Here is a 23,530-nt window from a genome sequence, read left to right as displayed (position 1 = left end):
ATCGCTACCGTCCCAGTTCCTGATCGAGGAGCGCGAAGAGTTCGTCGTCGGTGTCGGTCTCGACGTCCGGACCGGTGCGCCCGGCCCAGGAGCGGGCCAGCTCGGCGAGCCGGAGCCCGACCTGCTCCCGGACGCCGCCGTCGGCCGCTGCCAGCGCCCTTTCCAGCCGGTCGAGCTCGGCGAGGGCCGGGTCCGGCGGCGGGGCGGACCCTGCGTCCGGCCCCGCGTCGGCCCCTGCCTCGGACCCTGTGTCGACCCCGAGGCGCTCCCGGAGCACGGCGGCGAGGGCGGCCGGGTTCGGGTGGTCGAACGCCGCCGTGGCCGGAAGGCGTTCGCCGGTGGCCGCGGCGATCCGGTTGCGCAGCTCCACAGCCGTGAGCGAGTCGATGCCGATGTCGGTGAAGGCCCGGCCGGGCCGCACCGCCGCCGGCCCGTCGTGGCCCAGCACGTCCGCGGCCAGGCCACGGACGAGGTCCAGCACGGCACGCCCCCTGGCCGCGGGCTCCAGGCCCGCGAGCCGGGTCCGCAGGTCCACCGGGGTGTCACCGCCCTCGGGTGCCGCGTGGCGGGTCGGTCGTGGGGCTCGGACGAGCCCCCGAAGCAGGGGCTGGACGTCCGGGAGTCGCCGGACCGCGCCGAGGTCCAGCGCCGTCGCGACCAGTGCGGCCTCCCCCGCGACCAGGCCGGCGTCCAGGAGGGCGAGGCCTTCCCCGTTCGACAGCCCGGCCTCGCCGCCGCGCGCCAACCTGGCCCGCCCGGCGTCGCCGAGCTCACCGGTGAGCGCGCTGGCCTGCTCCCAGAACCCCCACGCCAGCGAGAGGGCGGGGAGCCCGGCGGCCGCCCGCCGTCGGGCGAGCCCGTCGAGGAAGCCGTTGGCGGCCGCGTAGTTCGCCTGGCCCGCGCTGCCGAAGGTGCCCGCCCCGGAGGAGAAGAGCACGAAGGCGGCGAGGTCCCGACCCTCGGTCAGCTCGTGCAGGTGCCATGCGGCGTCCGCCTTGGCACGGAGCACGGTGTCGAGCCGAGCCGGGGTGAGGCTCTCGACCACACCGTCGTCGAGCACTCCCGCGGTGTGCACCACACCCGTCAGATCCGGCGCGGCATCGAGCAGCGCGGCGACCTGTGCCCGGTCCCCGACATCGGCGGCGACGAGGGACACCTCCGCACCCAGCGCCACGAGCTCCGACCGGAGCTCCCGGGCGCCGGGCGCACCGGGCCCGCTGCGGCTCGTGAGCAGCAGCCGTCGCACCCCGTGGTCGGTGACCAGGTGCCGGGCGACCAGGCCGCCCAGGGTTCCGGTGCCTCCGGTGACGAGCACGGTGCCCGCGCCGAACCCCCGGGTGGCAGGCGCGGACGGCACCGGGACGAGCCTGGGCGCCGCGAGCTGCCCGTCGCGGAGGCGCAGCTGGGGCTCACCCGCCCCGACCAGGGTGGTCAGGGGCGGTTCCGGCTGGTCGGTGTCGACGAGGACCAACCGTCCGGGGTGCTCGGTCTGCGCGGACCGGACGAGTCCCCAGACGGCCGCGGCCGCGGGGTCGTCGCTGCCACCGGTCAGGACGACCAGGGGCTCCGCCGCGGCGGAGGCGAGGTGGGTCTGGACACCGGCGAGGGCGGACCCGGTGAGTGCCCGCACCCGGTCCAGGACGGTCCCGACCGCGCCCGGCCTCAGGTCCAGCACGGGCGGCGTGTCACCACGGCCGGACGCCGTGACGGGCACCCACTCGGTGCGGTACAGCGCCCCGGCCCGCGGTGTCAGGCCGGCCCGCGGCGCGGGCCGCAGGACCAGCGACCGCAACGACGCCACGGGTGCGCCCGTCGGGTCCGCGACACTCACCTGCACGCCGTCGGCGCTCGGTGCGGCGTACACCCGCAGCGTGGTCGCGCCGGTCCGCCGCAGCGCGAACCCGTGCCATGCGAAGGGCAGCAGCACCTCGTCGGATCCGGCCTGGGGAGCGGCCCCCAGGTTCGCCGACTGGAGGGCGGCGTCGAACAGCGCCGGGTGCAACCCGAAGGAGCTGCCCCGCAGCTCCGGCGGGAGCGCGACCTCGGCGAACACCTCGGTGCCGCGCCGCCACGCCGCCCGCAGGCCCCGGAACGCCGGCCCGTACTCCAGCCCTGCCTGCGCCTGCCGCGGGTAGAACTCGTCCAGCTCGACGGGCTCGGCGTCGCCGGGCGGCCACTGCGTGGGCACCGTGCCCTGGTCCGCCGGCGCCGGGGACGGCTCCGTGACCGCCCGGCCGCGGGCGTGGCGCGTCCATACGCCGTCGGGCCCGGTGTCCTCGGTCCGGGCGTGCAGCTCGATCCCGCCGTCGGCCGTCACGGTCACCCGCAGCTGCAGGGCACCGCGTTCCGGCAGCAGCAGTGGGGCCTCCACCACCAGCTCGTCGACGGCGGCCAGGCCGGCCTCGTCGGCGACCCGCGCGACGAGCTCCAGGATCGCGGCACCGGGCACGAGGACCGTGCCGGTGACCGCGTGGTCGGCCAGCCACGGGTGGGTCGCGAGCGAGACCCGACCGGTCGCCACCGCACCGCCCGCCCCTGGCAGACCGACGACCGCGCCGAGCAGGGGGTGCTCCACGGGGTCGAGGCCGGCGGTGCGCACGTCACCGACACCGCCGGGCACCGCGTCCAGCCAGAACCTCTGGTGCTGGAACGCATAGGTGGGGAGTGCGACGGGCCGGGCGCCCTCGATCAGGGGGGACCAGTCGACGCCGATCCCGCGGACCGCGAGTGCCGCGGTGGCGGCGAGGAACCGCGCCGGACCGCCGTCGTCGCGCCGGAGGGTGCCGGTCACCACCGTCGGCTGGTCGTGGAGGTCGAGCTCCTGGGCGACGTCGAAGGTGAGCACCGGGTGGGCGCTGACCTCGACGAACGCCCGGTGCCCTGCCTCGACCAGCCCGGCGACGGCCTCCCCGAAGCGGACCGGGCTGCGCAGGTTGCGGTACCAGTAGGCCGCGTCGAGGGCCTCGCCGGAGACCCAGCCACCGTCCACGCCGGACCAGATCGGCACCGAGCCCGCCCGGGGGGCGAGCCCGGCCAGTGCCGCGGCGAGGTCGGCCTCGACCGCCTCGACCGCCGAGGTGTGCGAGGCGTAGTCGACCGGGATCCGGCGCACCCGGACACCGTCGGCGTCGAGCACCGCGACCACCTCGTCCAGGGCCTGCGGAGGACCTGCCACCACGACGGAGCCCGGGCCGTTGACCGCGGCGGTCTCGAGCTCGGGCCAGGCCCGCAGCCGCTCGGCCGCGTCGGCGGCGGGGAGACCGACGGAGACCATGCCGCCGCGGCCGGCGAGCCGCTGCGCGATGACCCGGCTGCGCAGCGCCACGACCCGCACGGCGTCGTCCAGGGTGAGCGCCCCGGCCACGTACGCGGCGGCGACCTCGCCCTGCGAGTGCCCGACGACGGCGTCGGGCTCCACCCCGAGCGAACGCCAGAGCCCCGCGAGAGCGATCCCGACGGCGAACGACGCCGGCTGCACCACGTCGACCCGGTCCAGTGACGGCGCTCCCGGCTCGGAGCGCAGCACCGCCCACAGGTCCCAGTCCACGTACCGGGCGAGCGCCTCGGCCACCTCGTCCAGTGCCGCGGCGAACACCGGCGACGCCGCGGCGAGCTCCACGCCCATGCCCACCCACTGCGTGCCCTGGCCGGGGAAGACGAACACCCGCTTGCCCGTCACGTCGGCCTCCCCGGTGAGGACCTGGGCGCCCGACCGCAGCCCGGCGACCCCGTCCTCGCGGGTGGCCGCCAGGACCACCGCGCGGTGGTGGAACGCCGACCGCAGGCCCAGCGACAGCGCGACGTCCGCGGGGGCGAGGTCGGGACGCTCGTCGAGGAGGTCCGCGAGCCGCGCCTGCTGCGCGGCCAACGCCTGCTCGGTCCGCCCCGACACCAGCCAGGGCACCGGCGTCGCGGCGGGCCGCTCCTCGACCGGCTCGGGAGCCTCGGGTGTCTCGGGTGTCTCGGGGGCCGGCGGCTCCTCCAGGATCACGTGCGCGTTGGTGCCGCTGACCCCGAAGGCCGACACCCCCGCCCGCCGCGTCCGCTCCCCCGCGGGCCACTCCCGTGGCGCGGTCAGCAGCTCCGCGGCTCCGCTCGTCCAGTCCACGTGCGACGACGGCCGGTCGACGTGCGCGGTCGCGGGCAACCGGCCGTGCCGCAGCGACTCGACGATCTTGATGACGCCCGCGACACCGGCGGCGGCCTGGGTGTGGCCGATGTTCGACTTGACCGACCCGATCAGCAGCGGTGCCGCGTCCGCACGGTCCCGGCCGTAGGTGGCGAGCAGCGCCTGGGCCTCGATCGGATCGCCGAGCGCGGTGCCGGTCCCGTGCGCCTCGACGACGTCGACGTCCGCCGCGGCCAGGCCGGCGTCCGCCCAGGCGGCCCGGATGACCCGCTCCTGGGACGGTCCGTTCGGGGCCGTCAGCCCATTCGACGCGCCGTCCTGGTTCACCGCGCTGCCGCGCACCACCGCCAGCACGGGATGGCCGAGCCTGCGCGCGTCGGAGAGCCGCTCGAGCAGCAGCACCCCCACTCCCTCGGCCATCCCGAAGCCGTCGGCACCCTCGGCGAACGCCTTGCAGCGCCCGTCCTCGGCCAGCCCGCGCTGCCGGAAGAACCCGACGATGCCGTCGGGCGTCGACATGATCGACACCCCGCCCGCCAGCGCCAGCGAGACCTCGCCCGCGGCCAGCGCGCGGGTGGCCAGGTGCAGCGCCACCAGCGACGACGAGCAGGCCGTGTCGACGGTGAGAGCAGGCCCCTCCAGGCCGAGCGCGTAGGCGATCCGGCCGGACAGCACGCTGCCCGCGTTGCCGGTCACCAGGTAGCCCTCGTCGGCCCCCGCGCCGCGCTGGTCACCCGTGCCGTAGTCCTGACCGTGGGTGCCGACGAACACGCCGGTGGGGCCGCCGCGCAGCCCGGCCGGGTCGATGCCCGCCCGCTCCAGGGTCTCCCAGGACACCTCCAGCAGCAGCCGCTGCTGCGGGTCCATCGCCAGTGCCTCGCGCGGGTTGATGCCGAAGAACTCGGCGTCGAACCCGGCGACGTCGTCGAGGAAGCCGCCCGCTCGGACGTACGTCGTGCCCGCGCGGTCGGGATCGGCCGCGAACACCGCGTCCAGGTCCCAGCCGCGGTCGGTGGGGAAGGGACCGATGGCGTCGCCCCCGGCCTCGACGAACCGCCAGAGCGCGTCGGGGGAGGTGATGCCGCCGGGGAACCGGCAGCCCGCGGCGACGATCGCGACCGCGTCGTCGTCCGGGGTCGCGACGCGACGCGTCGGCGCGGTGGGCACGCCACGTCGCAGGCCGACGAGCTCGGTCAGCAGGTGCGCGGCCAGCGCCTCCGGGGTCGGATGGTCGAACACCACGGTGGCCGGGAGCCGCACGCCCGTGCTCGCGGTGAGCCGGTTGCGCAGCTCCACCCCGGTGAGCGAGTCGAACCCGAGGTCCTTGAACGCGCGCGCGGCGTCGACCGCCGTCGCCGCACCGTGGCCGAGGACGTCCGCGACGTGGGTCCGGACCTCGTCGAGGACGGCGGCGGCCCGCTCCTTCTCGGGGAGACCGGCGATGCGTCCGGCCAGGCCTTCCGTCCTCGGCACGGTCGCCCGGCGGGGGGCCAGCTCGCGCAGGAGCGCGGGCACCTCGCCGGAGGCGCGCACCGCGGCCAGGTCGAGCCGGATCGGCACCAGTGTGGGCGCGTCACCTGCCAGGGCCCGGTCGAACAGCGCGAGACCCTCCTCGTCGGACAGCGCCACGGTGCCGACCCGGGCCATCCGGGCGAGATCGGCCTCGGCGAGCCGGCCGCCCATCCCCGCCTGCTGCTCCCACAGACCCCAGGCGAGCGCGGTCGCGGGCTGCCCGGCGGCGTGGCGCCTGGCCGCGAGGCTCTCCAGGAACGCGTTGCCCGCCGCGTAGTTGGCCTGTCCCGCCCCGCCGAAGGTCGACGCCGCCGACGAGAACAGGACGAACGCCGCCAGGTCCCGACCGGCGGTCAGCTCGTGCAGGTGCCAGGCCGCGTCCGCCTTCGTGCGCACGACCCGGTCCCACCGCTGCGCGTCGAGGGCGGCGAGGACACCGTCGGAGACGATCCCCGCGGCGTGCACCACGCCGACGAGCCGGTCCCCGACGAGCTCCAGGGCCTCCGCGAGGACCGCGCGGTCCGCCGCGTCGCCGGCCACCACGTGCACCGAGGCACCGGCGCGGACCAGCTCCTCGCGCTGTGCGTCCGGCACTCCGGAGCGGGTCACGAGGACCAGCTCGGACACCCCGTGTGCGGTCACCAGGTGCCGGGCGACCAGCCGACCCAGCCCGCCGGTCGCCCCGGTCACCAGCACCGCGCCGCCCGCGAGGCAGGCCGGACGGGCGTCCGGCACCTGCACCCGGCGCATGCGCGGCACGAGGGCGATCCCGTCCCGGACGGCGACCCGCGGTTCGTCGCCGTCGACGGCGAGGCCGGTCCGGACGGCCGCCTCGTCGACCCGGTCCAGCTCCAGCAGGCGGATCCGGCCGGGGTGCTCGGACTGCGCGGAGCGCACGAGCCCGGCGACGACGTCCCCCGCCGGGTCACCGGCCTGCACGGCGACGACGACGTCGGTCACGGACTCGTCGCCCAGCCACCTCGCCAGCGCCGTCAGCGCACCGAGCCCCGCGGCACGCGCCCGTTCCGGCACGCTCGGCCCGACCGGGCCGGTCCCCGGCACCAGGACCGGGGTCCCCGGGCCCGCCGGGTCCTCGTCCGGGGCCATGAGCCGCAGCTCGCCGGGATCGTCACCGCCGGGTGCCACCACCCAGGCGATCTCGAACAGCGAGTCGTCGCGTGCCGCCGGGACCGGCCGCAGGACGAGCCGGTCGACCTCCAGCACCGGGGCGCCGGACGGGTCGGTCGCACGGAGCGAGATCGCATCCGGCCCGGCGGGCACGAGGGTGACGTGCAGTGTCCGGTCTCCCGTGGCGTACCGGCGGACGCCTGCCCACGAGAAGGCCAGCCGCGCGCCCCGGCCGGCGTCGAGCAGGTCGGTCACCGGCACCGGGTGCAGGGCGGCGTCGAGGAGCGCCGGGTGGAGGCCGTAGCCCGCGGCGTCGACCGCGTCGGGCAGGGTGATCTCGGCGTGCACCCGCTCGTCGTCGCGCCACACGGCGCGCACCGCGTGGAAGCCCGGCCCGTAGTCGACGGTCAGCCGCTCGTAGAGCCCGGCGACCTCGACCGGCTCCCCCGCCGGCGGCCAGGCGGTCGTCTCCGCGCGCGGCGCGGGTGTGTCGGCCAGGAGGGTGCCGGTGGCGTGCTCGGCCCACGGCTCCTCCGGCCGCGACCGCACGTGCACGGCCACCGCGCGCCGTCCACCCTCCTCCGGGCCGACCTCGACCTGCAGGTCGATCGCCCCCGCGGCGGGGACGACGATCGGTGCGGAGACCGTGAGCTCCTCGACCACGGGTGCGCCCAGCCGGTCGGCGAGCGCGGCCACCGCGTCGAGCAGCGCCGTGCCGGGCAGCAGGACCGCGCCGTCGACCACGTGGTCGGCGAGCCAGGGATGGTCCCGGACGGAGAGCCGCGAGACGGCCAGGCTCGCGTCGCGGCCCGCGAGGGGGACCACGGCGTCGAGCAGCGGGTGGTCCGCCGCCTCGATCCCGGCCGCCGCCACCCCGGCGGGCGCCGTCGACCCGAGCCAGAACCGCTCCCGCTGGAACGGGTAGGTGGGCAGGTCGACGCGCACCGCACCCGTCCCCGCGAAGACCGGCGCCCAGTCGACCGGCAGCCCCCGCACGAACAGCGCCGCCGCCGATCGCAGGAACCGGCCGAGGCCGCCGTCGTCGCGGCGCAGGGTGCCGGTGACGACGGCACGGGCGACGTCGAGGCGCTCCAGGCCCGCCTCGATCGGGTAGGTCAGCACGGGGTGCGGGCTCACCTCGACGAACGCGGCGAACCCGGCGCCCACCAGCCCGTCCACGGCCGCACCGAAGCGGACCGGCCTGCGGAGGTTGCGGAACCAATAGCCGGCGTCGAGCTCCTCGCCGGAGACCCACCCGTCCTCCACGGTGGACCAGAACGGGATCCGGGCCCGGCCGGGCCGGATGCCGGCCAGCGCGGTGAGGATCTCCGGCCGGGTCGGGTCGACCGCCGCGGTGTGCGACGCGTAGTCCACCGGGATCACCCGGGCCCGGACACCGTCGGCCTCCAGCTCGGCGGCCAGGTCCGCGACGGCGGTCCGCTCTCCCGCGAGCACGACCGCGGAGGGTCCGTTGACCGCGGCGAGCTCGACGCGGCCCCTCGCCCGGGCCACCGCCTCGTCCTCGGCGAGCGAGACGGCGAGCATCCCCCCGTGACCCGCCGGCCCCGAGGCGATCGCACGGCTGCGCGCGACCACGACCTCCACGGCGTCGGCCAGGCCGAGCACCCCGGCCACGTGCGCGGCGACGACCTCACCCTGGGAGTGCCCGACGACGGCGTCCGGCACGATCCCGAACTCTCCCCAGAGCCGGGCCAGGCCGACCCCCACCGCGAAGGACGCCGGCTGCAGCACGTCCACCCTCTCCAGCGACGGTGCGCCCGGCTCGGACCGCAGGACCGCCCACAGGTCCCAGTCGACGAGCGGCGCCAGCGCGGCCGCGACCTCGTCGACGGCCTCGGCGAACACCGGGGAGGACTCGGCCAGCTCCGTGCCCATCCCCACCCACTGCGCACCCTGCCCGGGGAACACGAACACGGTCCGGCCCGCGACGTCCGCGACCCCGGTGACCACCGCGGCGGGCGCGCCCGAGGCGAGCTCGTCGAGCCCGGCCAGCGCCTCCCCCGTGGTGGAGGCGACCACGACCCCGCGATGGTCCAGCGTCGCGCGCGCGGTGGCCAGCGACCACCCGACATCGGCGAGCGTGTGCTCCTTCCCGGCCGCGTCCTCGGTGTCCAGCGCGGCCCGCAGCCGGGACGCGAACGCCTCCCGAGCCGCGTCGCCCCGCCCGGTGACGATCCAGGGGACGGCGGCAGGTGCCACCCGCGGCGCGGACACCACCGCAGGGTCGAGCGCCTCCTCGACGATCACGTGCGCGTTCGTCCCGCTGACCCCGAACGACGACACCGCGGCGCGCCGGGGCCCGGTCGCCGCGGTCCACCGCCGAGCCTCGGTGAGCAGCTCGACGGCTCCACTCGTCCAGTCCACCTGTGCGGACGGCCGGTCGACGTGGAGGGTGCGGGGCAGCGTCCCCGCGTGCAGCGCACCGATCACCTTGATGATCCCGGCGACGCCCGCGGCCGCCTGGGTGTGCCCGATGTTCGACTTCAGCGAGCCGAGGTGCAGCGGCCGGTCCGCCGTCCGCTCCCGGCCGTAGGTGGCCAGCAGCGCCTGGGCCTCGATCGGGTCGCCCAGCGTCGTCCCCGTCCCGTGGGCCTCCACGAGGTCGACGTCGGCCCCGGAGAGACCGGCGTCGGCCCAGGCCGCACGGATCACCCGCTCCTGCGACGGGCCGCTCGGCGCGGTCAGCCCGTTCGACGCGCCGTCCTGGTTGACCGCGGTGCCGCGCACCACGGCCAGCACCGGATGGCCCAGCCTGCGCGCGTCGGACAGCCGCTCGAGCAGCAGCAGCCCGGCCCCCTCGGACCAGCCCGTCCCGTCCGCGGTGTCGGCGAAGGCCTTGCACCGTCCGTCCGGGGCGAGCGCGCGCTGCCGGGAGAACTCCAGGAAGACACCCGGGGTCGCCATCACGGCCGCCCCGCCCGCCAGGGCCAGCGTGCTCTCGCCGCTGCGCAGCGACTGCACCGCCAGGTGCAGCGCGACCAGCGACGACGAGCACGCGGTGTCCACCGTGATCGCGGGCCCCTCCAGCCCCAGCGTGTAGGCGATCCGCCCCGAGGCGACGCTGCCCGCCGTCCCGATCCCGAGGTAGCCCGCCACCTCGTCGGGGACCTGGTCGTGGCGGCTCGCGTAGTCGTGGTGCATGACGCCGGTGAAGGTGCCGACGTCGGCACCACGCAGCGACCGCGGGTCCACCCCCGCGCGTTCGAAGGCCTCCCAGGCCAGCTCCAGGAGCAACCGCTGCTGGGGGTCGGCCGCGGCGGCCTCGCGCGGGGAGATGCCGAAGAGGTCCGCGTCGAAGTCGGCGACGTCGTAGAGGAACCCGCCGCGTCGGACCGAGGTGCGCCCGGGACGGCCGGGCTCGGGGTCGTAGAGGCCCTCGACGTCCCAGCCCCGGTCGACCGGGAAGTCGCCGATCGCGTCGCGTTCCTCCGCGACGAGCCGCCAGAGGTCCTCGGGCGAGGTCACACCACCGGGCAGACGGCAGCTCGCGGCCACGATCGCGATGGGCTCGCCGGGCGCGGCCGTCCGCTCCCGGACCGCCACGGAGGAGGTGCGACCGCCGCGCAGCACCTCGTCGAGGTGGTCGGCGAGTGCGTCCGGGGTCGGGTGGTCGAAGGCCGCCGTCGCGGACAGGGTGACACCGAAGTGCGCGGCCAGGACGGTCCGCAGCCGGACCGCGGCGAGCGAGCTCAGGCCGAGTTCCCGGAACGGCCGGTCGGGGCGCAGGTCGGCGGGGTCGCGCACGCCGAGGAGCTCGGCCGCGGCCGAGCGCACGGCCCCGACCAGCGTCCGGCGCCGTTCGGCCGCGGTGAGCCCGTCGAGCCGGGCCCGGCCCTCACCCGAACCCGGGCCCGTCTGCTCGACGACGAGGTGGCGCAGTGTGGGCACCTCCGCCGCCGCGCGCTCGTCGAGCCGCAGGATCACCGAGTCGCCGGGGGGCTGGTCGAGGGCGGCGTCGAAGGCCGACAGCAGCTCCGCCGGCTCCAGCGGCACGGTCGCCCCGAGGCCGGGTGCCGTGTCGGGAAGGGTGTCGAGGACGGTGGGGTCGAGAGCCGTCGGCCCCACCGCGAGCACCGTGGTGGGGAGTCCGCCACCACGCCGGGCCGCCGCCCACTCGGACAGGGCGCGAGCGGCCCCTGCGGTGCCGTAGCCGTCACCCGGGGCCAGCGCGGTCAGGACCACGAGGGTCGTCTCCGGTGCCGAGGCCGCGACGTCCACCAGGACCGCCGCGACCCGCCCCGGGTCGGCGGTCGGGTGTGTCTGGACGACGGTGCCGAACCGACCGCCCGCGGCGCCGACGGCGACGCGCACCAGCTCGGGGTCATTCGGCGAGCCGGCCACGACGACGACCCGGGCGCCCTGGCGGCGCAGCTCCTCGGCGAGCGGCCCGGCGCCGTCGGCCTGGCCCCAGTCGCTGAGCAGCACGACCTCGCGCACCCCGTGCGCACCGACGAGGTGGGTGGCGACCGCCGCGGCCACGGCCGAGTCCGCGCCCGTGACCAGCACGGGATCGGCGATCCGGGCCGCCGGGCCGGTGTCGCCGGCGGGCACGCGGACCAGGCGCCCGTCCTCGACGCGCAGGAGGTGCTCGTGGTGGCTCGCACCGGTCGCGACCAGCCGGGAGGGCCGCTCGAGGAGCAGGTGGCGGGTCACCTTTCCCGACGCGGTGCGCGGGATCTCGGCGATCAGTCGGATCTCCTCGGGCACCTTGAACGGCGACAGCTCGGTGCGGCAGGCCGCGAGGAGGGCGCCCGGGTCGAGGCCGTCGCGACCGTCCGGCCCTGGCACCACGTAGGCGACGGGGACCTCGCCCAGCACGGGGTGCGGGCGGCCGCCGACGGCCACGTCCCGGACACCGGCACCGCGCCGCAGCACGGTCTCGACCTCGACGGGGTGGATGTTCTCCCCACCCCGGATGATCAGCTCCTTGATCCGGCCGGTGACCGTCAGGAACCCGGCTCCGTCCTGTGTGGCCAGGTCGCCGGTGCGGTACCACCCGCCGCCGAACGCCGCTGCGGTCTCCTCGGGCCGGCGGTGGTAGCCCACCGCGACGCTGGGCCCGCGCACCCACACCTCGCCCTCCGCGCCGGTCGCGGTGTCCGCACCCGTCGTCGTGTCGACCAGCCGGACCTCCAGCCCGGGCACCGGCTGCCCGCACGAGCCGTCGACCCGTGGTCCGTCCGGCCGGACCATGGCGATGGAGCCGCAGGTCTCGGTGCTGCCGTAGGCGTCGAGCAGCGGCACGCCGAAGATCTCCTCGACGTCGGCCCGCAGCGCGGCGGTGGTCACGGCGCCACCGACGAGCCCGATGCGCAGGTCCGGAGCGGTGAAGCCGGTGTCGCGAGCCGCCGCGACCAGGTGGTGGTAGACGGTCGGGACGCCGGCCAGGAAGGTGGTTCGGTCCTCCCGCAGAGCGGCGAGGACCTCGTCGGCGGCGAACCCGTCCAGGATGCGGGAGGTGGCCCCCACCGAGACCACGGCGAGGAAGCCCGCGATGTGGGACAGGCTGTGGAACAGCGGCAGTGGCCAGAGCACCCGGTCCTCGGCCGAGAGTCCGGGGATCGGCACGTAGCAGGACGCGACGGACCAGAGGGCGTTGCGCTGGGTCGAGAGCACGCCCTTCGGCAGCCCGGTCGTCCCGGAGGTGTAGAGCATCCACGCCGGCTCGTCGAGGTCGAGGTCGTCGCGGGCGGACACCGCGGGCGCGGTCCGGGCGAGCGCCTCGAAGGACTCCGTGCCGTCGGGGAGCCGCCCCTCCCCCGTCACCAGGACCCGGACGTCGCGCGCTGCGATGCGGCGCACGAGGGCTGCCCGCGCCCGGTCGGTCACGACGACCCGCGCTCCGCTGTCCCCGAGCAGGTGGTCGAGCTCGCTCGCGCTGACCTGCGGGTTCAGCGGGACACCCACTGCAGCCGCCCGGGTCGCGGCGAGGTAGCCCTCGATCACCTCGACCGCGTTGCCCAGCAGGATCGCCACCCGGTCACCGCGGCCCACCCCGCCCGACGCCAGGTGCCCGGCGAGCCGCGCCGTGCGGGCCTCGAGCTCGGCGTAGGTGACCGCGCGGCGCGCGTCCCGGAAAGCGACGGTGGTGCCGGACTCCGCCGCGTGCGCCAGCAGGGTCTCCGGCAGCGGGCGGATCAGATCGCTTCGCATGGTCCTCGTTCTCTCCGGCCGCCGCGGCGGCTCGTCTCTGCGGTGTCGGGCTCAGGCGGCTCGGACGAGCGCCAACACGTCGGTCGGGACCGTGGCGACCACGTCCGGCCCCTCGGCCCGCAGCGCCGCTTCCTCGGTCGTGCCCCAGAGCGCGGCGACCGAGCGGACCCGCGCCCCGCGTGCGCTGCGCAGGTCGGTGACGGCGTCACCGACCATCACGGCCCGCTCCGGCGCGACGTCGAGCAGGTCGAGCGCGCGGAGCACGATGTCCGGGGCGGGCTTCGGCCGGCTGATCTCGTCCGACCCGATCACGTGGCGGAACCTGCCGAGCACCCCCAGCCCGTCGAGCAGGGACCGGGCACGGACCCCCGCCTTGCCGGTCGCGACCGCGAGCGGCACGTCCCGGGCGTCCAGCTCGGCCAGCAGATCGGCGACCCCGGGGAACAGCGACACGCGGTCCGCGAGGCGGTAGCTCTCCCGTACGAAGGGCTCCTCCATCTCCAGGGGGAGCCCCATGATCCGCATGATGTCGGGGAAGAACCGGCCGAGATGCCGGTTGTATTCGGCGAACGGAGCCTCTCCCGGTCCGACGACCTCGGCGTAGGCGATGCCGAACGCTTCGCGCATCACGTCGAAGCTGTCCACCAGGACTCCGTCGAGGTCGAAGACGACGGCGTCGGCGGGGGTGGTCGGTCCGACGACCGTGAGGACGTGCGACGACTCGGTGTGCACCGTCATGGTCGGCTCCCCGTTCCCAGCGTGGTCGGCTCGGTGGCCCGGGCCGAGGTGTAGATCCGGTCGATCAGGGCGACGGCCCGTTCGGCCTCCGCGATGGCCACCCCGCGGCTGCTCGGGTCGCGCAGCAGCGCCGGCAGCTCGACGAGCTGGCGGTCGTACTCGCTCCCGATCGGCTCGTCGACCGGGTCGAGCTCGGTGGTCACCCCGGCACGTGTGGTGGTGAGGGTCGATCCGCCCTCGCGATGGGGGCTGAAGCCGAAGGTCGCCCGCAGCCGCACGACGGCCCGGCTCCCCTCGACGGTCAGCACCGTCGTGTCCCGCACCTCGTGCGAGGCCCAGCTCGCGCGCAGGGACACGGACACGCCGGACCGGGTGACGAGGAAGGCGCGCACGGTGTCCTCGACGTCACCGTGGGCCCGCTCGCGGGTGTCGGCGTCGGGGCGCCATCCTGCCCGCCGGGTGGGATCGTTGACGAAGTCGCCGGACACCGCGGCCGCGACGTGCTCGGCCTCCAGCCGTCCCAGTACGGGGGTCGCGGCGTCGAGGAGGTGCCATCCCAGGTCGAGGAGCGCGCCGCCGCCTGCCGTCCGACGGTCGGTGAACCAGCCGCCCGCGTCCGGGACACCCCGCGCACGGACCCACGAGAGGTCGACGTGGCGCAGTTCGCCCACCGTGGCCGCGGCATCCACCAGGGCACGGACGTCGGCCCGGTAGCGGGCGGCGCTGCCGGCGAGCAGCACCGCCCCGCCCACCCGCTCGGCCTCGGCCAGCTCGGCGGCCTGTGCAGCGTCCAGGCAGACCGGCTTCTCCACGAAGACGGCGATCCCGCGCCGCAGCAGACCGCTCGCGACGGCGGCGTGGGCGTGGTTGGGCACCGCCACGACAGCGAGGTCGATCGCGGCGGGATCGAGCTGGTCGGCGCCGGTGTACCGGGCCGCCGCGGGGGCCAGGTCCGCAGCGGCCGCCGACGCCCGGGGATCCGCGTCGACCAGGGCGGTGACGACGTAGCCGGGGAGCGAGGCGAGCCTGGGCAACCAGATGGACCGCGCCGCCCACCCGGCACCGACGACGGCGACCCGGACGGCTGCGCTCACAGTGCCGCCACCGTCTCGGCGACGATCGCGGCGACCCGTTCGATGTCGGCCTCCGGGGCGAGCAGGGTCCGGTGGTGCAGCCAGACGGTGTCGGCGGTGATCTCCTCCGAGTTCGGGCAGCGGCGTGCGAGGTCGTCCACGCTCTCGTCCGGGGCGCCGGTCTCCCAGAACGCGGCGGTGCGGTAGACGGCGCGGAACGCGACGAAGGCCGGCAGGCCGCGCGCCACCAGCTGGTCGACGAGCAGGTTGCGGCGCTCCTCGCCGATGCCCGGCAGCCGGAACAGCGCCATGTAGTGCGGGTTCCGGTCGGCGCGCTCGTCGTCGGCCTGAGGTACGACCCCCGGGATCTCGGCGAGCAGTGAGCGCAGGAGCGGCCACCGCTGCTCCCTGGTCTCGATCTGGCCGTCGAGCCGCTCCAGCTGGGCCCGCAGCACGCTCGCCGAGAACTCGTTGAGCCGGAAGTTGGACCCGGAGGTGCGGTGGAAGTAGCCGCGATCGGTCCGCGGTCGCCCGCAGCTGTGCCGGACGAAGCCCTCCTCGTACAGCCCGGCGTCGGGGAACAGGACGGCTCCGCCCTCGCCCGCGGTCATCAGCTTGCCGTTCTGGAAGCTGAACGCCGCCACCGAGCCGAGCTCACCGATCCGCTTCCCCCGCCAGCGGGCGCCGTGGGCGTGCGCCGCGTCCTGCACGATCGACACCCCGCTGTCCGCGGCGATCTTGTTCAGGGCGTCGATGTCGGCGACCAGGCCTGCCATGTGCACGGGCATGATCGCCCGGGTCCGCGGCGTGATGGCGGCGGCGGCCGCGTCCGGGTCGATGTTGAGGGTCTGCGGGTCCACGTCGACCGGGACCGCCGTGGCGCCGAGCCGCTGGGCCGCCTGGGACGACGAGATGAACGTGAACGCGGGGACCACCACCTCGGTGCCCGGCCCGACGCCGAGGACCTCGAGGGCGAGCTCGAGGGCGTGGGTGCCGTTGGTCACGGCGAGCGCGTGCTCGGATCCGTGGTACTGCGCGAACTCCTGCTCGAAGGAGTCGACCTCGCTGCCCCCGATCCGCCACCACTGCCCCTGTTCCAGTGCCCGGATCAGACCGGTCCGTTCGGAATCGGAGTACTGAGGCCACGCCGGGAGCTCCGGCGCGGGCTGCAGGTGGTCGGCCATGACGCATCACTTCTCTCTGACGGTGGAATGCGCGACATCGCGGGAAACTGCCCGACACCTGCCGGGACCATTCGAGAGTAACCCTGGTAAATCGGGGCGTCACCGCCCCTAACGCCCCCTAGGAACCCCTATTTCATCGCCTCGGCCGCCAACCCCGGAAGATTCTCCTAGAATTGTTCGTGCATTACGACACCATCTGCGAGGAGAACTGTGCCATCGCTATTTCTGTTGAACGGGCCCAATCTGGGAACGCTGGGGACGAGACAGCCGGAGATCTACGGGACGACGACGCTGGACCAGATCGCCGAGCACGTGGCGGCCGAGGTCGCCGGCCGAGGCTGGACCGTGGAGTCGGTACAGCTCGACGGTGAGGGTGAGCTGGTCCGCGCGGTGCAGGACAGGTACGACACGGTGGGTGCGATCGTGAACCCCGGGGCCCTGATGATCCACGGCTGGAGCCTGCGCGACGCCCTCGCCGCCTACCCGCGGCCATGGGTCGAGGTCCACCTGTCCAACGTCTGGGCCCGGGAGACCTTCCGCCACGAGTCGATCCTGTCCGCGCTGGCGGCCGGGGTGATCGTCGGGCTCGGCGCGACCGGCTACCGGCTCGCCGCCCGGGCACTGCTCGACCTGGTCCCTGCTCCGGAGCCGGGGGCGGGCACACGGTGAGCCGCGACGACGCGCACCGGGTGCGGGTGGACCTCGGTGCCCGCTCCTACGACGTCCACATCGGATCCGGGGTCCGGCATCTCCTGCCCCGCATCGTGTCCGGGCTCGGCGCCGACCGGGTCGTGGTCGTCTCGGCCCGGCCTGCCGGGGCCGTGCCGCCGCCCGGAGTGCCGGCGGTCGAGGTCACGCTGACCGACGGGGAGCACGACAAGACCCTCGGCCAGGTGGAGTCCCTGTGCCGGGAGTTCGCCGCGGCCGGGCTCACGCGGGCCGGCGCGGTGGTGTCCTGCGGCGGTGGCACCACGACCGACGTCGTCGGGCTCGCCGCCGCGCTGTACCACCGGGGCGTCCCCGTGATCCACCTGCCCACGTCGCTGCTGGCGCAGGTCGACGCGAGCGTGGGTGGCAAGACCGCGGTGAACCTGCCCGAGGGCAAGAACCTCGTCGGCGCCTACTGGCAGCCCGCCGCGGTGCTGTGCGACACCGACTACCTGCGCACGCTTCCCGCCCGCGAGCACACCAACGGGCTCGGCGAGATCGCCCGGGCCCACTTCATCGGCACCGGCGACCTGCGCGGGCGACCGTTGGCAGAGCAGATCGCGACGAGCGTGGCGATGAAGGCCGCCGTCGTCGCGAGCGACGAGCGGGACGCGGGGCGCCGTCACGTCCTCAACTACGGGCACACCCTCGGCCATGCGTTGGAGGTGGCGACCGGGTTCCGGCTCCGCCACGGCGAGGCGGTCGCGGTCGGTACGGTGTTCGCCGGGGTGCTGGCACACGAGCTCGGCCGCATCGACGCGGCGCGGGCCGCCGAGCACCGGGAGGTCGTGGCGCACTACGGGCTGCCGACCACGCTGCCGGACGGGGTCGGCGTCGACAGACTCGTCACCCTCATGCGCTCGGACAAGAAGGCGGTCGCGCACGGCCTGACGTTCGTGCTCGACGGGCCCGCCGGACCCGAGCTGGTGCCGGACGTCCCGGTCGACGTGGTGACCCGGGCCCTGCGGGCCATGCCGCCCTCCCCGCTCCCCGCCGGGACCGGGCCGGTCAGCTCGCCCGGTTGACCTCGGCCCACAGGTCCGGCGGGAGGTCGCGACGCCGGCGCACGCCGAGCTTGCGGTAGACCCGGGTCAGATGCTGCTCGACCGTGCTGGGCGTGATGAACAGGCGCGCCCCGATCTCGCGGTTCGAGTAGCCCCGCACGGCCAGACCCGCCACCCGCCGCTCGGAGTCCGAGAGGGCGGAGGCCACGGTCCCGGGACCGTCGGTGTCGCTCTGGTCGGCCCCGCTGACGTGCTCCAGCTCCCGCACGAGCGGGGCGACGCTGGCGACCCGGGCCAGATGCAGGGCACGCCGCGACGTCAGCCGTGCGGTGCGGATCTCCTCCGCCGCGCGGTAGGCCTCGCTCAGGTCCGACAGGACGAAGGCCTGCCCGACGATGTCGCCCGCCGACTCGAACAGCTCCAGGGCCTCGGTGAGCATGCCGATCCGACGCTCCGCCGCGCTCGCCGCGGCGAGTACCCGCAACGCGGACGCGCGGGTCCGTGGGTCCCGGGTCGAGACCAGCTCGTGGGCGATCCGGCGCGCCTCGGCGGACTCTCCCAGCTGCAGCCGGGCCGTCGCGGTCCCGAGGCGCCATGCGACCGACTCGCCCGCGACGTCACGTCCCCAGCGGGTGAGCATCGCCCCGCACTCGGTGAAGTCCGCCAAGGCCGCCGCGGGGTGCCCCGTCGCCATCCGGAACCGGGCCCGGCCGAGGCGGTAGCGCAACCCCGCGAGCCCCACGTCCATCGCCGCCGGAACCGTGCTCACCAACCACCGGGCGGCCTCGTCGAGCCGCCCGGTCCCGACGAGTGCATCCACCAGCACGCCGAGCGGCGCCCCGACCTCGATCCCCCACGCGGCCACGGGCAGGACGCGCAGGGCGTCGGCGGCCCACCGCGTGGCCGCGGCGAGGTCGCCCTGCTCGAGGGCGATCGCGGCCAGCACCGCCGCGGTCCTCGCCTGCCCCGTCACCGGCTGCCCCTCGGCCAGCAGCTGCTCCCCGCGGGCCAGCGCGTCGGCCGCCCGGCCGGCCCGGGCCAGCACCTCGAGAGCGAGCACCATCGCCTCCTCGGACCAGGTGCTCCCCCGGCCGTGCCGCACGTCGCGCAGCACGATCTCGGCGTGTGTCACGACGTGACCGGGGGTCCCGTGCTCGAGGGCGTCGGCGAGCAGGGCCGCGGACTGCAGCCACGGGTCGGTCTCCGGCCGCACCCGGGTCTCCCGGGCCCGGCCCGCCCACGGCTGCCTCGGCACCGCGATCGCCCCGGGGGCGCGGTGGCGCGCCCACGTCTCCAACGCCGACAGCGTCGGCGTGTCCAGTTCGGCGCGCCGCGCCAGGTCCGCCAGGAGCGCGGTGGCCTCCGCCATGCGGCCGTGCCACGCCAGCTGCCGCACGGCTTCCGCGGCGTCGTGGTCGCCGGCGCCCCGGCGCAGCGCCTCGTCGAGCGGGGGCAGCGCCGCGAGCGGACGGACCCGCCACAGCACCGCGGCGAGCCGGGCCGCGAGCGACGCCGCCCGCTCCGCCGCGCCGTGGTGCCGGGCCACCTGCAGGCACCGGGCCGCGTGTTCGGGCTCGTCGTCGAGCACCGCCCGGTCGGCCGCCTCGACGAGCGCGTCGACCGCCCACGGAGCGCCCGGTCGGCACCGGTCCGCCGCCGCCAGGAGGTGGTCGACGACCACCGTGGCGGGCCGCCCGGACTCGTGCGCCACACCCGCGGCCGCGAGGTGCATGTCGGCCCGGCGCGCCGGGTCGACGCGATCGAGCACGGCGTCGCGCACCGCGGCGTCCGGGAACCGCGGCTCGGCGGGCAGCCCCGCCTGCGCGAGGGTCTGCAGGGACACCTCCGCGGCCTCCCGGCCGACCTGGGCGACCCGCGCGATCTCCGTGACCGAGTCGGCCGGGGCCGAGCAGAAGTGTCCGAGGACGGCCAGCGCGGCTGCCACCTCGGTCACCACGGGTCCACCGCGATGGATCCCGCCGGCGACCGCCCGGGCGTACCCCTCCAACGCCGGGGCGGCCCCCCGCACGTTGTCCTCGACCAGCGCGTCGAGCAGCAGCGGACTGCCGCCCGACAGCGCGACCGCGCGCCCGGCCAGCTCCGCCGCCCGCTCCGCGCCCAGGCGCGCGGCCAGGTGCTCCCGCACCTCGTCCGGGGAGAAGCGGTCGATGCGCAGGCGCTCGACCCGCAACGTCCGGGACAGCTCCGCGACGAAGGCCACGGAGTCCGCCGCGGCGGGGACCGGGGTCTGCAACGCGGCGACCAGCACGACCTGGCGTGCGGGTATCCGCCGGAGGAGGAACAGCACGAACTCCAGGGACTCGGGGTCGGCGAGCTGGAGGTCGTCGAGCACGAGCATCAGCCGCGAGTCGGCTCCCCCCGCCTGCTCGACGACGTCCCCGGCCAGCGACGCGAACCGGAGCACCCGGTCCTCGGGCGTCACCGGGTCCGGTGACCGGCGGGGGGCCAGCTGCCGGGCGAACCCGAGCGGCACGGTCCGCTCGGCGCGCGAGCCGGTCGCCGACAGCACGGCATGGCCGCGCTGCGCGGCACGGTCGGCGATCGCCCGCAGCACCGCGGTCCGTCCGACGCCGACCGGCCCCTCGACCAGGAGCGCGCATCCACCACACGGCTCGCCGCCCAGCAGCTCCCCGATCCGGCGGTCCACCACATCCCGTCCGACCACGACCACGACTCCTTCACGTCACTCCGGGTTACGGGTCGTGACACGCCGGACGTCGCAGGACGCCGCTGCCCTCGCCACCATCGGCTGACCCGCGCCCCGATCGTCACCGAGGGCACCCACTGGGCGGGAACTGTCCCGTCATCGCCCGCCGTGGTCCGGGTTCACCCCGAGAGCCGACCCCGCGTCGGGACGGGAGTCTCGGCCCCTGCGTACGCGCGGCCACGAGCCGTCGCCCACCGGGTCCGCCGCTCGAGGCGGTCCCGGCGACGCAGCTGGGACACGACCACGTGCCGCAGCAGGGGGTGCCGGAAGGCGTACACCAGCTCTCCGGTGTCGGGGCGCCGTCCGCTGCGCATCAGCAGGCCGTGCCGCTCCAACCGGTCGAGGACGGCGGCGACCTCCTGCTCGTCGGCGCCGCTCATCTCGCGGAGCGGCCCGACCCACACCTCGGTACCGATGACCGCGGCGTCCTGCAGCACGGACTTCTCCCGCTGCGGGAGCGTGTCCAGGCGCGCCGCCAGGATGGTGTGGACGGCATGCGGGATCCGGATCCGCCCGGTCCCCGGCTCACCGGGCTCCCCGCCGTCCGCGGACGGGATCGTGAGCGTGGGGATCACCGGAGCCCGGCCCCCGATGTCGGACCGCAGCATCAGGACGTACTCGCTGGCGAACAAGGGGTTGCCGCCGACCCGGTCGACGAGCTGGGCTCCGCAGACCAGCGGCGACCCGCCCGTCCCTCCGGGCGCGGCCTCCTCGCGCAGGCGGCGGTCCAGCAGCCCGACCAGCTCTCGGATCTCGTCGTCGGACAGCGGTCCCACGGTCCGGACCGTGGTGGCCGTGGTGCCGCCACCCCAGCCCGGGCGCCGGCGGACCAGCTCCGGTCGCGCGGTGGCCAGCACGAGCAACGGCACCGGGCCGAGCCTGCGGTCGAGCCCCTCGACGAGGTCGAGCAGCGCCGCGTCCGCGGTCTGCAGGTCCTCGAGGACGACGACCAGCGGCCTGCGCCGCGCGAACTCCTCGATGAAGCGGATCCACGCCGCCGCCACCTGCTCGACCTCGACGGGGGCGCGGGTGCTCTCGCACAGCTCGACGAGCGGGCGCAGGCCCGACACCATCCACTCGGCCGTGCGGGCGTCGTCGGCGAGGCCGTGCACGGCGCGGGTGAGCTTGCGGAGCCCGGTCGGGCCGTCGTCGGCGGCCGAGATGCCGCAGCATTCCTTCACGACGCCGGCGAGTGGCGTGACCGGCGCGTTCCACCCGAACCGCGGTGTCCGGCCCGTGACGACCTGTGCCCGTCCCTCCACCAGGGTGCGGAACTCGCGGACCACGCGGCTCTTCCCGACGCCCGGCTCGCCGAACAGCATCACCGACTGCGGCAGCCGGGCCCGGACGACCTCCTCGACCAGCTGTGTCAGCATCGCCGTCTCGGCGGTGCGCCCGACGAACGGTCCGCTGAACGTGGCGTTCTCGTGCTCCGGTCGTACCCCGAGGACCTGACCGTCCGGGGCGTAGGCGACCGCGCCCCGGCTGGCCAGCCGGCTTGCAGCACAGACCCGCACCTCACCCGGGCCCAGGTCGGCGAGCTGCTGCAGGCAGCCGTCGACCACCTCGCCGGTCACCTCCGCGTCGCCCGCTGCCCGGGCGGTCACGAGCGCCTCGCCGGTCGCGACGGCGAACCCGGCACGCGCGCGAGGTCCCACGGGTCCGGCGCTGCCGTCGAGCCGGCGCCTGATCGAGCAGGCCGCCCGGATCGCCCGCTCGGCGTCGTCCTCGTGGGTGCGGCGCAGACCGAAGACCGCCTGCCAGGTCGTGCCCAGCCGACTGTGCAGGGTCCCGCCGAAGATGCCCACCTCCGCCTCCAGCACCGCCCGCAGTTCGCGTGCGCGCTCGGCCACCGCCTCGGGGTCGTCGTCCCGGTCCACGGGCTCCGCCCGCACCAGCAACACGCTGACCCACTTGCGCTCGTACACCGTCCCGGGACCGGCACCCGTCTCGGGCACACCAGCAGGCGTGGCCGGTTCGGCCGGGGCCGGAGTGTCCCCGGGCGCCGCAACCGGGGTGAGCACCTCGTCGTGGTGCAGGATCGCCCGCTCCAGCTCCTGCAGCTCGGGACCGGGGTCCAGCCCGTACTCGGTCCGCAGCGCGCTGCGGGCCCGACGGAACACGTCGAGGGCGTCGGTCTGGCGACCCGAGCGGTAGAGCGCCAGCATCAGCTGGCCGCACAGCCGCTCACGAGCGGGCTCGGCATCACGGGCGGCTTCGAGCTCGTGCAGGATCTCCTGGTGCCGACCGAGGGCGAGTTCGGCCTCCACACGGTCCTCGAAGGCCGCCAGCCGGGCCTTCTCCAGGGCGGCGAGCTCCGGCCAGTCCATGCCCGTCTCGGCGAGGTCGGCGAACGCAGGACCGCGCCACAGGCCCAGCCCGTCCCGCAGTGCCTGCGCGGCCCCCGCCCAGTCGCCCACGGCCAGCCGGGTCCGCCCCCACTCGGTCAGCGCCTGGAACCGCAGCATGTCGACCCGGGTCTCCGGCACCCGCAGCAGGTACCCCGGCGCCCGGGTGACCAGCTCCACCTCCACCGCGCCACTCGCGGCCTCGGCGATCCGCTGCCGCAGCCCGGACACCGCGTTCTGCAGCATCTTGCGGGCCGTCGGCGGCGGGTCCTCGCCCCACAGCGCATCGACCAGGCGGCTCGTCGCCACCGTACGGTTCGCGTTCAGCAGCAGGTAGCCCAGCGTCGCCCGCTGGTGGACCCCACCGAGCGCGAGCGCTCTACCGGCGGAGCGTAGCTCGATCGACCCCAGCACGTTGAACTGCATCCGACACTCCCGACGCGAACTCCGATGTACCCGATGACGGTCCGGGACGGACGGCACTCGGGCCGGTGGTCCCGGTGCCGGCACATCGCGCGTGGGTCGACATCGCGTCGGTCCTCTCGTCGGCCGTCGTCGCGGCCGTGCTCCCGGGCGCGCGAGGACACGATAACGGCCCGTCCCCCATTCGTGGCCGCCCGACGACGACAATCCCGGATCGCGGAACACCAGGGAATGTGACCGGACAATGTCGATAGGGGTCGGTAGGGGCCCGGACAGGGGTTTCGTCGCCGTCCGCTCACGTAGCGTCGGCGCAAATCCAGCCCCTCGTCCCGCCGAGCCGAGTTCTCGACTGGGCCGCCGGCACCCTTTCCCGCACGAGGA

The 23,530-nt window shown here is 75.9% G+C and carries 8 protein-coding genes; 2 read left to right on the top strand and 6 right to left on the bottom strand.

Annotated features, from left to right (window positions below; translation table 11 throughout):
- Window positions 1-4: 4 nt before the first annotated feature.
- The 4 genes from DMP17_RS30435 to DMP17_RS30420 are packed head-to-tail and all read right to left on the bottom strand — an operon-like array spanning window position 5 to window position 15,938.
- Window positions 5-12,943: an SDR family NAD(P)-dependent oxidoreductase gene (locus DMP17_RS30435; protein ID WP_337831312.1), complete on the bottom strand. Its 12,939-nt coding sequence runs from the start codon at window positions 12,941-12,943 to the stop codon at window positions 5-7.
- 51 nt (window positions 12,944-12,994) lie between these two features.
- Entirely contained in the window at window positions 12,995-13,681 is a 687-nt protein-coding gene (locus DMP17_RS30430) for an HAD-IA family hydrolase (RefSeq protein ID WP_226365455.1), read from the bottom strand.
- Complete coding sequence (locus DMP17_RS30425; protein WP_337831311.1) at window positions 13,678-14,775, bottom strand: Gfo/Idh/MocA family protein; 1,098 nt, start codon at window positions 14,773-14,775, stop codon at window positions 13,678-13,680. Before DMP17_RS30425 ends, DMP17_RS30430 begins: the two co-directional genes overlap by 4 nt.
- Window positions 14,772-15,938: a DegT/DnrJ/EryC1/StrS family aminotransferase gene (locus DMP17_RS30420; RefSeq protein WP_226356553.1), complete on the bottom strand. Its 1,167-nt coding sequence runs from the start codon at window positions 15,936-15,938 to the stop codon at window positions 14,772-14,774. Before DMP17_RS30420 ends, DMP17_RS30425 begins: the two co-directional genes overlap by 4 nt.
- A 210-nt stretch (window positions 15,939-16,148) precedes the next feature.
- Here DMP17_RS30420 and DMP17_RS30415 point away from each other — a divergent pair, with 210 nt between their 5' ends.
- Both DMP17_RS30415 and DMP17_RS30410 read left to right on the top strand, forming a co-directional pair.
- Window positions 16,149-16,607, top strand: coding sequence for a type II 3-dehydroquinate dehydratase (locus tag DMP17_RS30415; RefSeq protein WP_226356552.1), 459 nt, complete (start codon window positions 16,149-16,151; stop codon window positions 16,605-16,607).
- The gene (locus tag DMP17_RS30410; protein WP_337831310.1) at window positions 16,604-17,671 is read left to right on the top strand and encodes a 3-dehydroquinate synthase family protein; all 1,068 of its coding nucleotides are present in this window, start codon (window positions 16,604-16,606) and stop codon (window positions 17,669-17,671) included. The genes DMP17_RS30415 and DMP17_RS30410 overlap by 4 nt, the downstream gene beginning before the upstream one ends.
- Here the strand turns inward: DMP17_RS30410 and DMP17_RS30405 are convergent.
- Window positions 17,655-20,336: a LuxR C-terminal-related transcriptional regulator gene (locus DMP17_RS30405; protein WP_337831309.1), complete on the bottom strand. Its 2,682-nt coding sequence runs from the start codon at window positions 20,334-20,336 to the stop codon at window positions 17,655-17,657. The genes DMP17_RS30410 and DMP17_RS30405 overlap by 17 nt on opposite strands.
- Before the next feature lie 161 nt (window positions 20,337-20,497).
- On the bottom strand, window positions 20,498-23,152 hold the full coding sequence (locus tag DMP17_RS30400) for a BTAD domain-containing putative transcriptional regulator (protein WP_337831308.1): 2,655 nt from the start codon (window positions 23,150-23,152) through the stop codon (window positions 20,498-20,500).
- Between the last annotated feature and the right edge of the window lie 378 nt (window positions 23,153-23,530).

The organism is Pseudonocardia sp. TMWB2A, assembly GCF_017312135.1.
Note: the sequence above shows the minus strand (reverse complement) of the source record. Positions and strands in the feature narration are given on the sequence as shown.

Bases quoted from the DNA above. Each gene is read 5' to 3' on its own strand.
- DMP17_RS30400 (WP_337831308.1), bottom strand. From the start codon at position 23,152: ATGCAGTTCAACGTGCTGGGGTCGATCGAGCTACGCTCCGCCGGTAGA.
- DMP17_RS30430 (WP_226365455.1), bottom strand. From the start codon at position 13,681: ATGACGGTGCACACCGAGTCGTCGCACGTCCTCACGGTCGTCGGACCG.
- DMP17_RS30420 (WP_226356553.1), bottom strand. From the start codon at position 15,938: ATGGCCGACCACCTGCAGCCCGCGCCGGAGCTCCCGGCGTGGCCTCAG.
- DMP17_RS30435 (WP_337831312.1), bottom strand. From the start codon at position 12,943: ATGCGAAGCGATCTGATCCGCCCGCTGCCGGAGACCCTGCTGGCGCAC.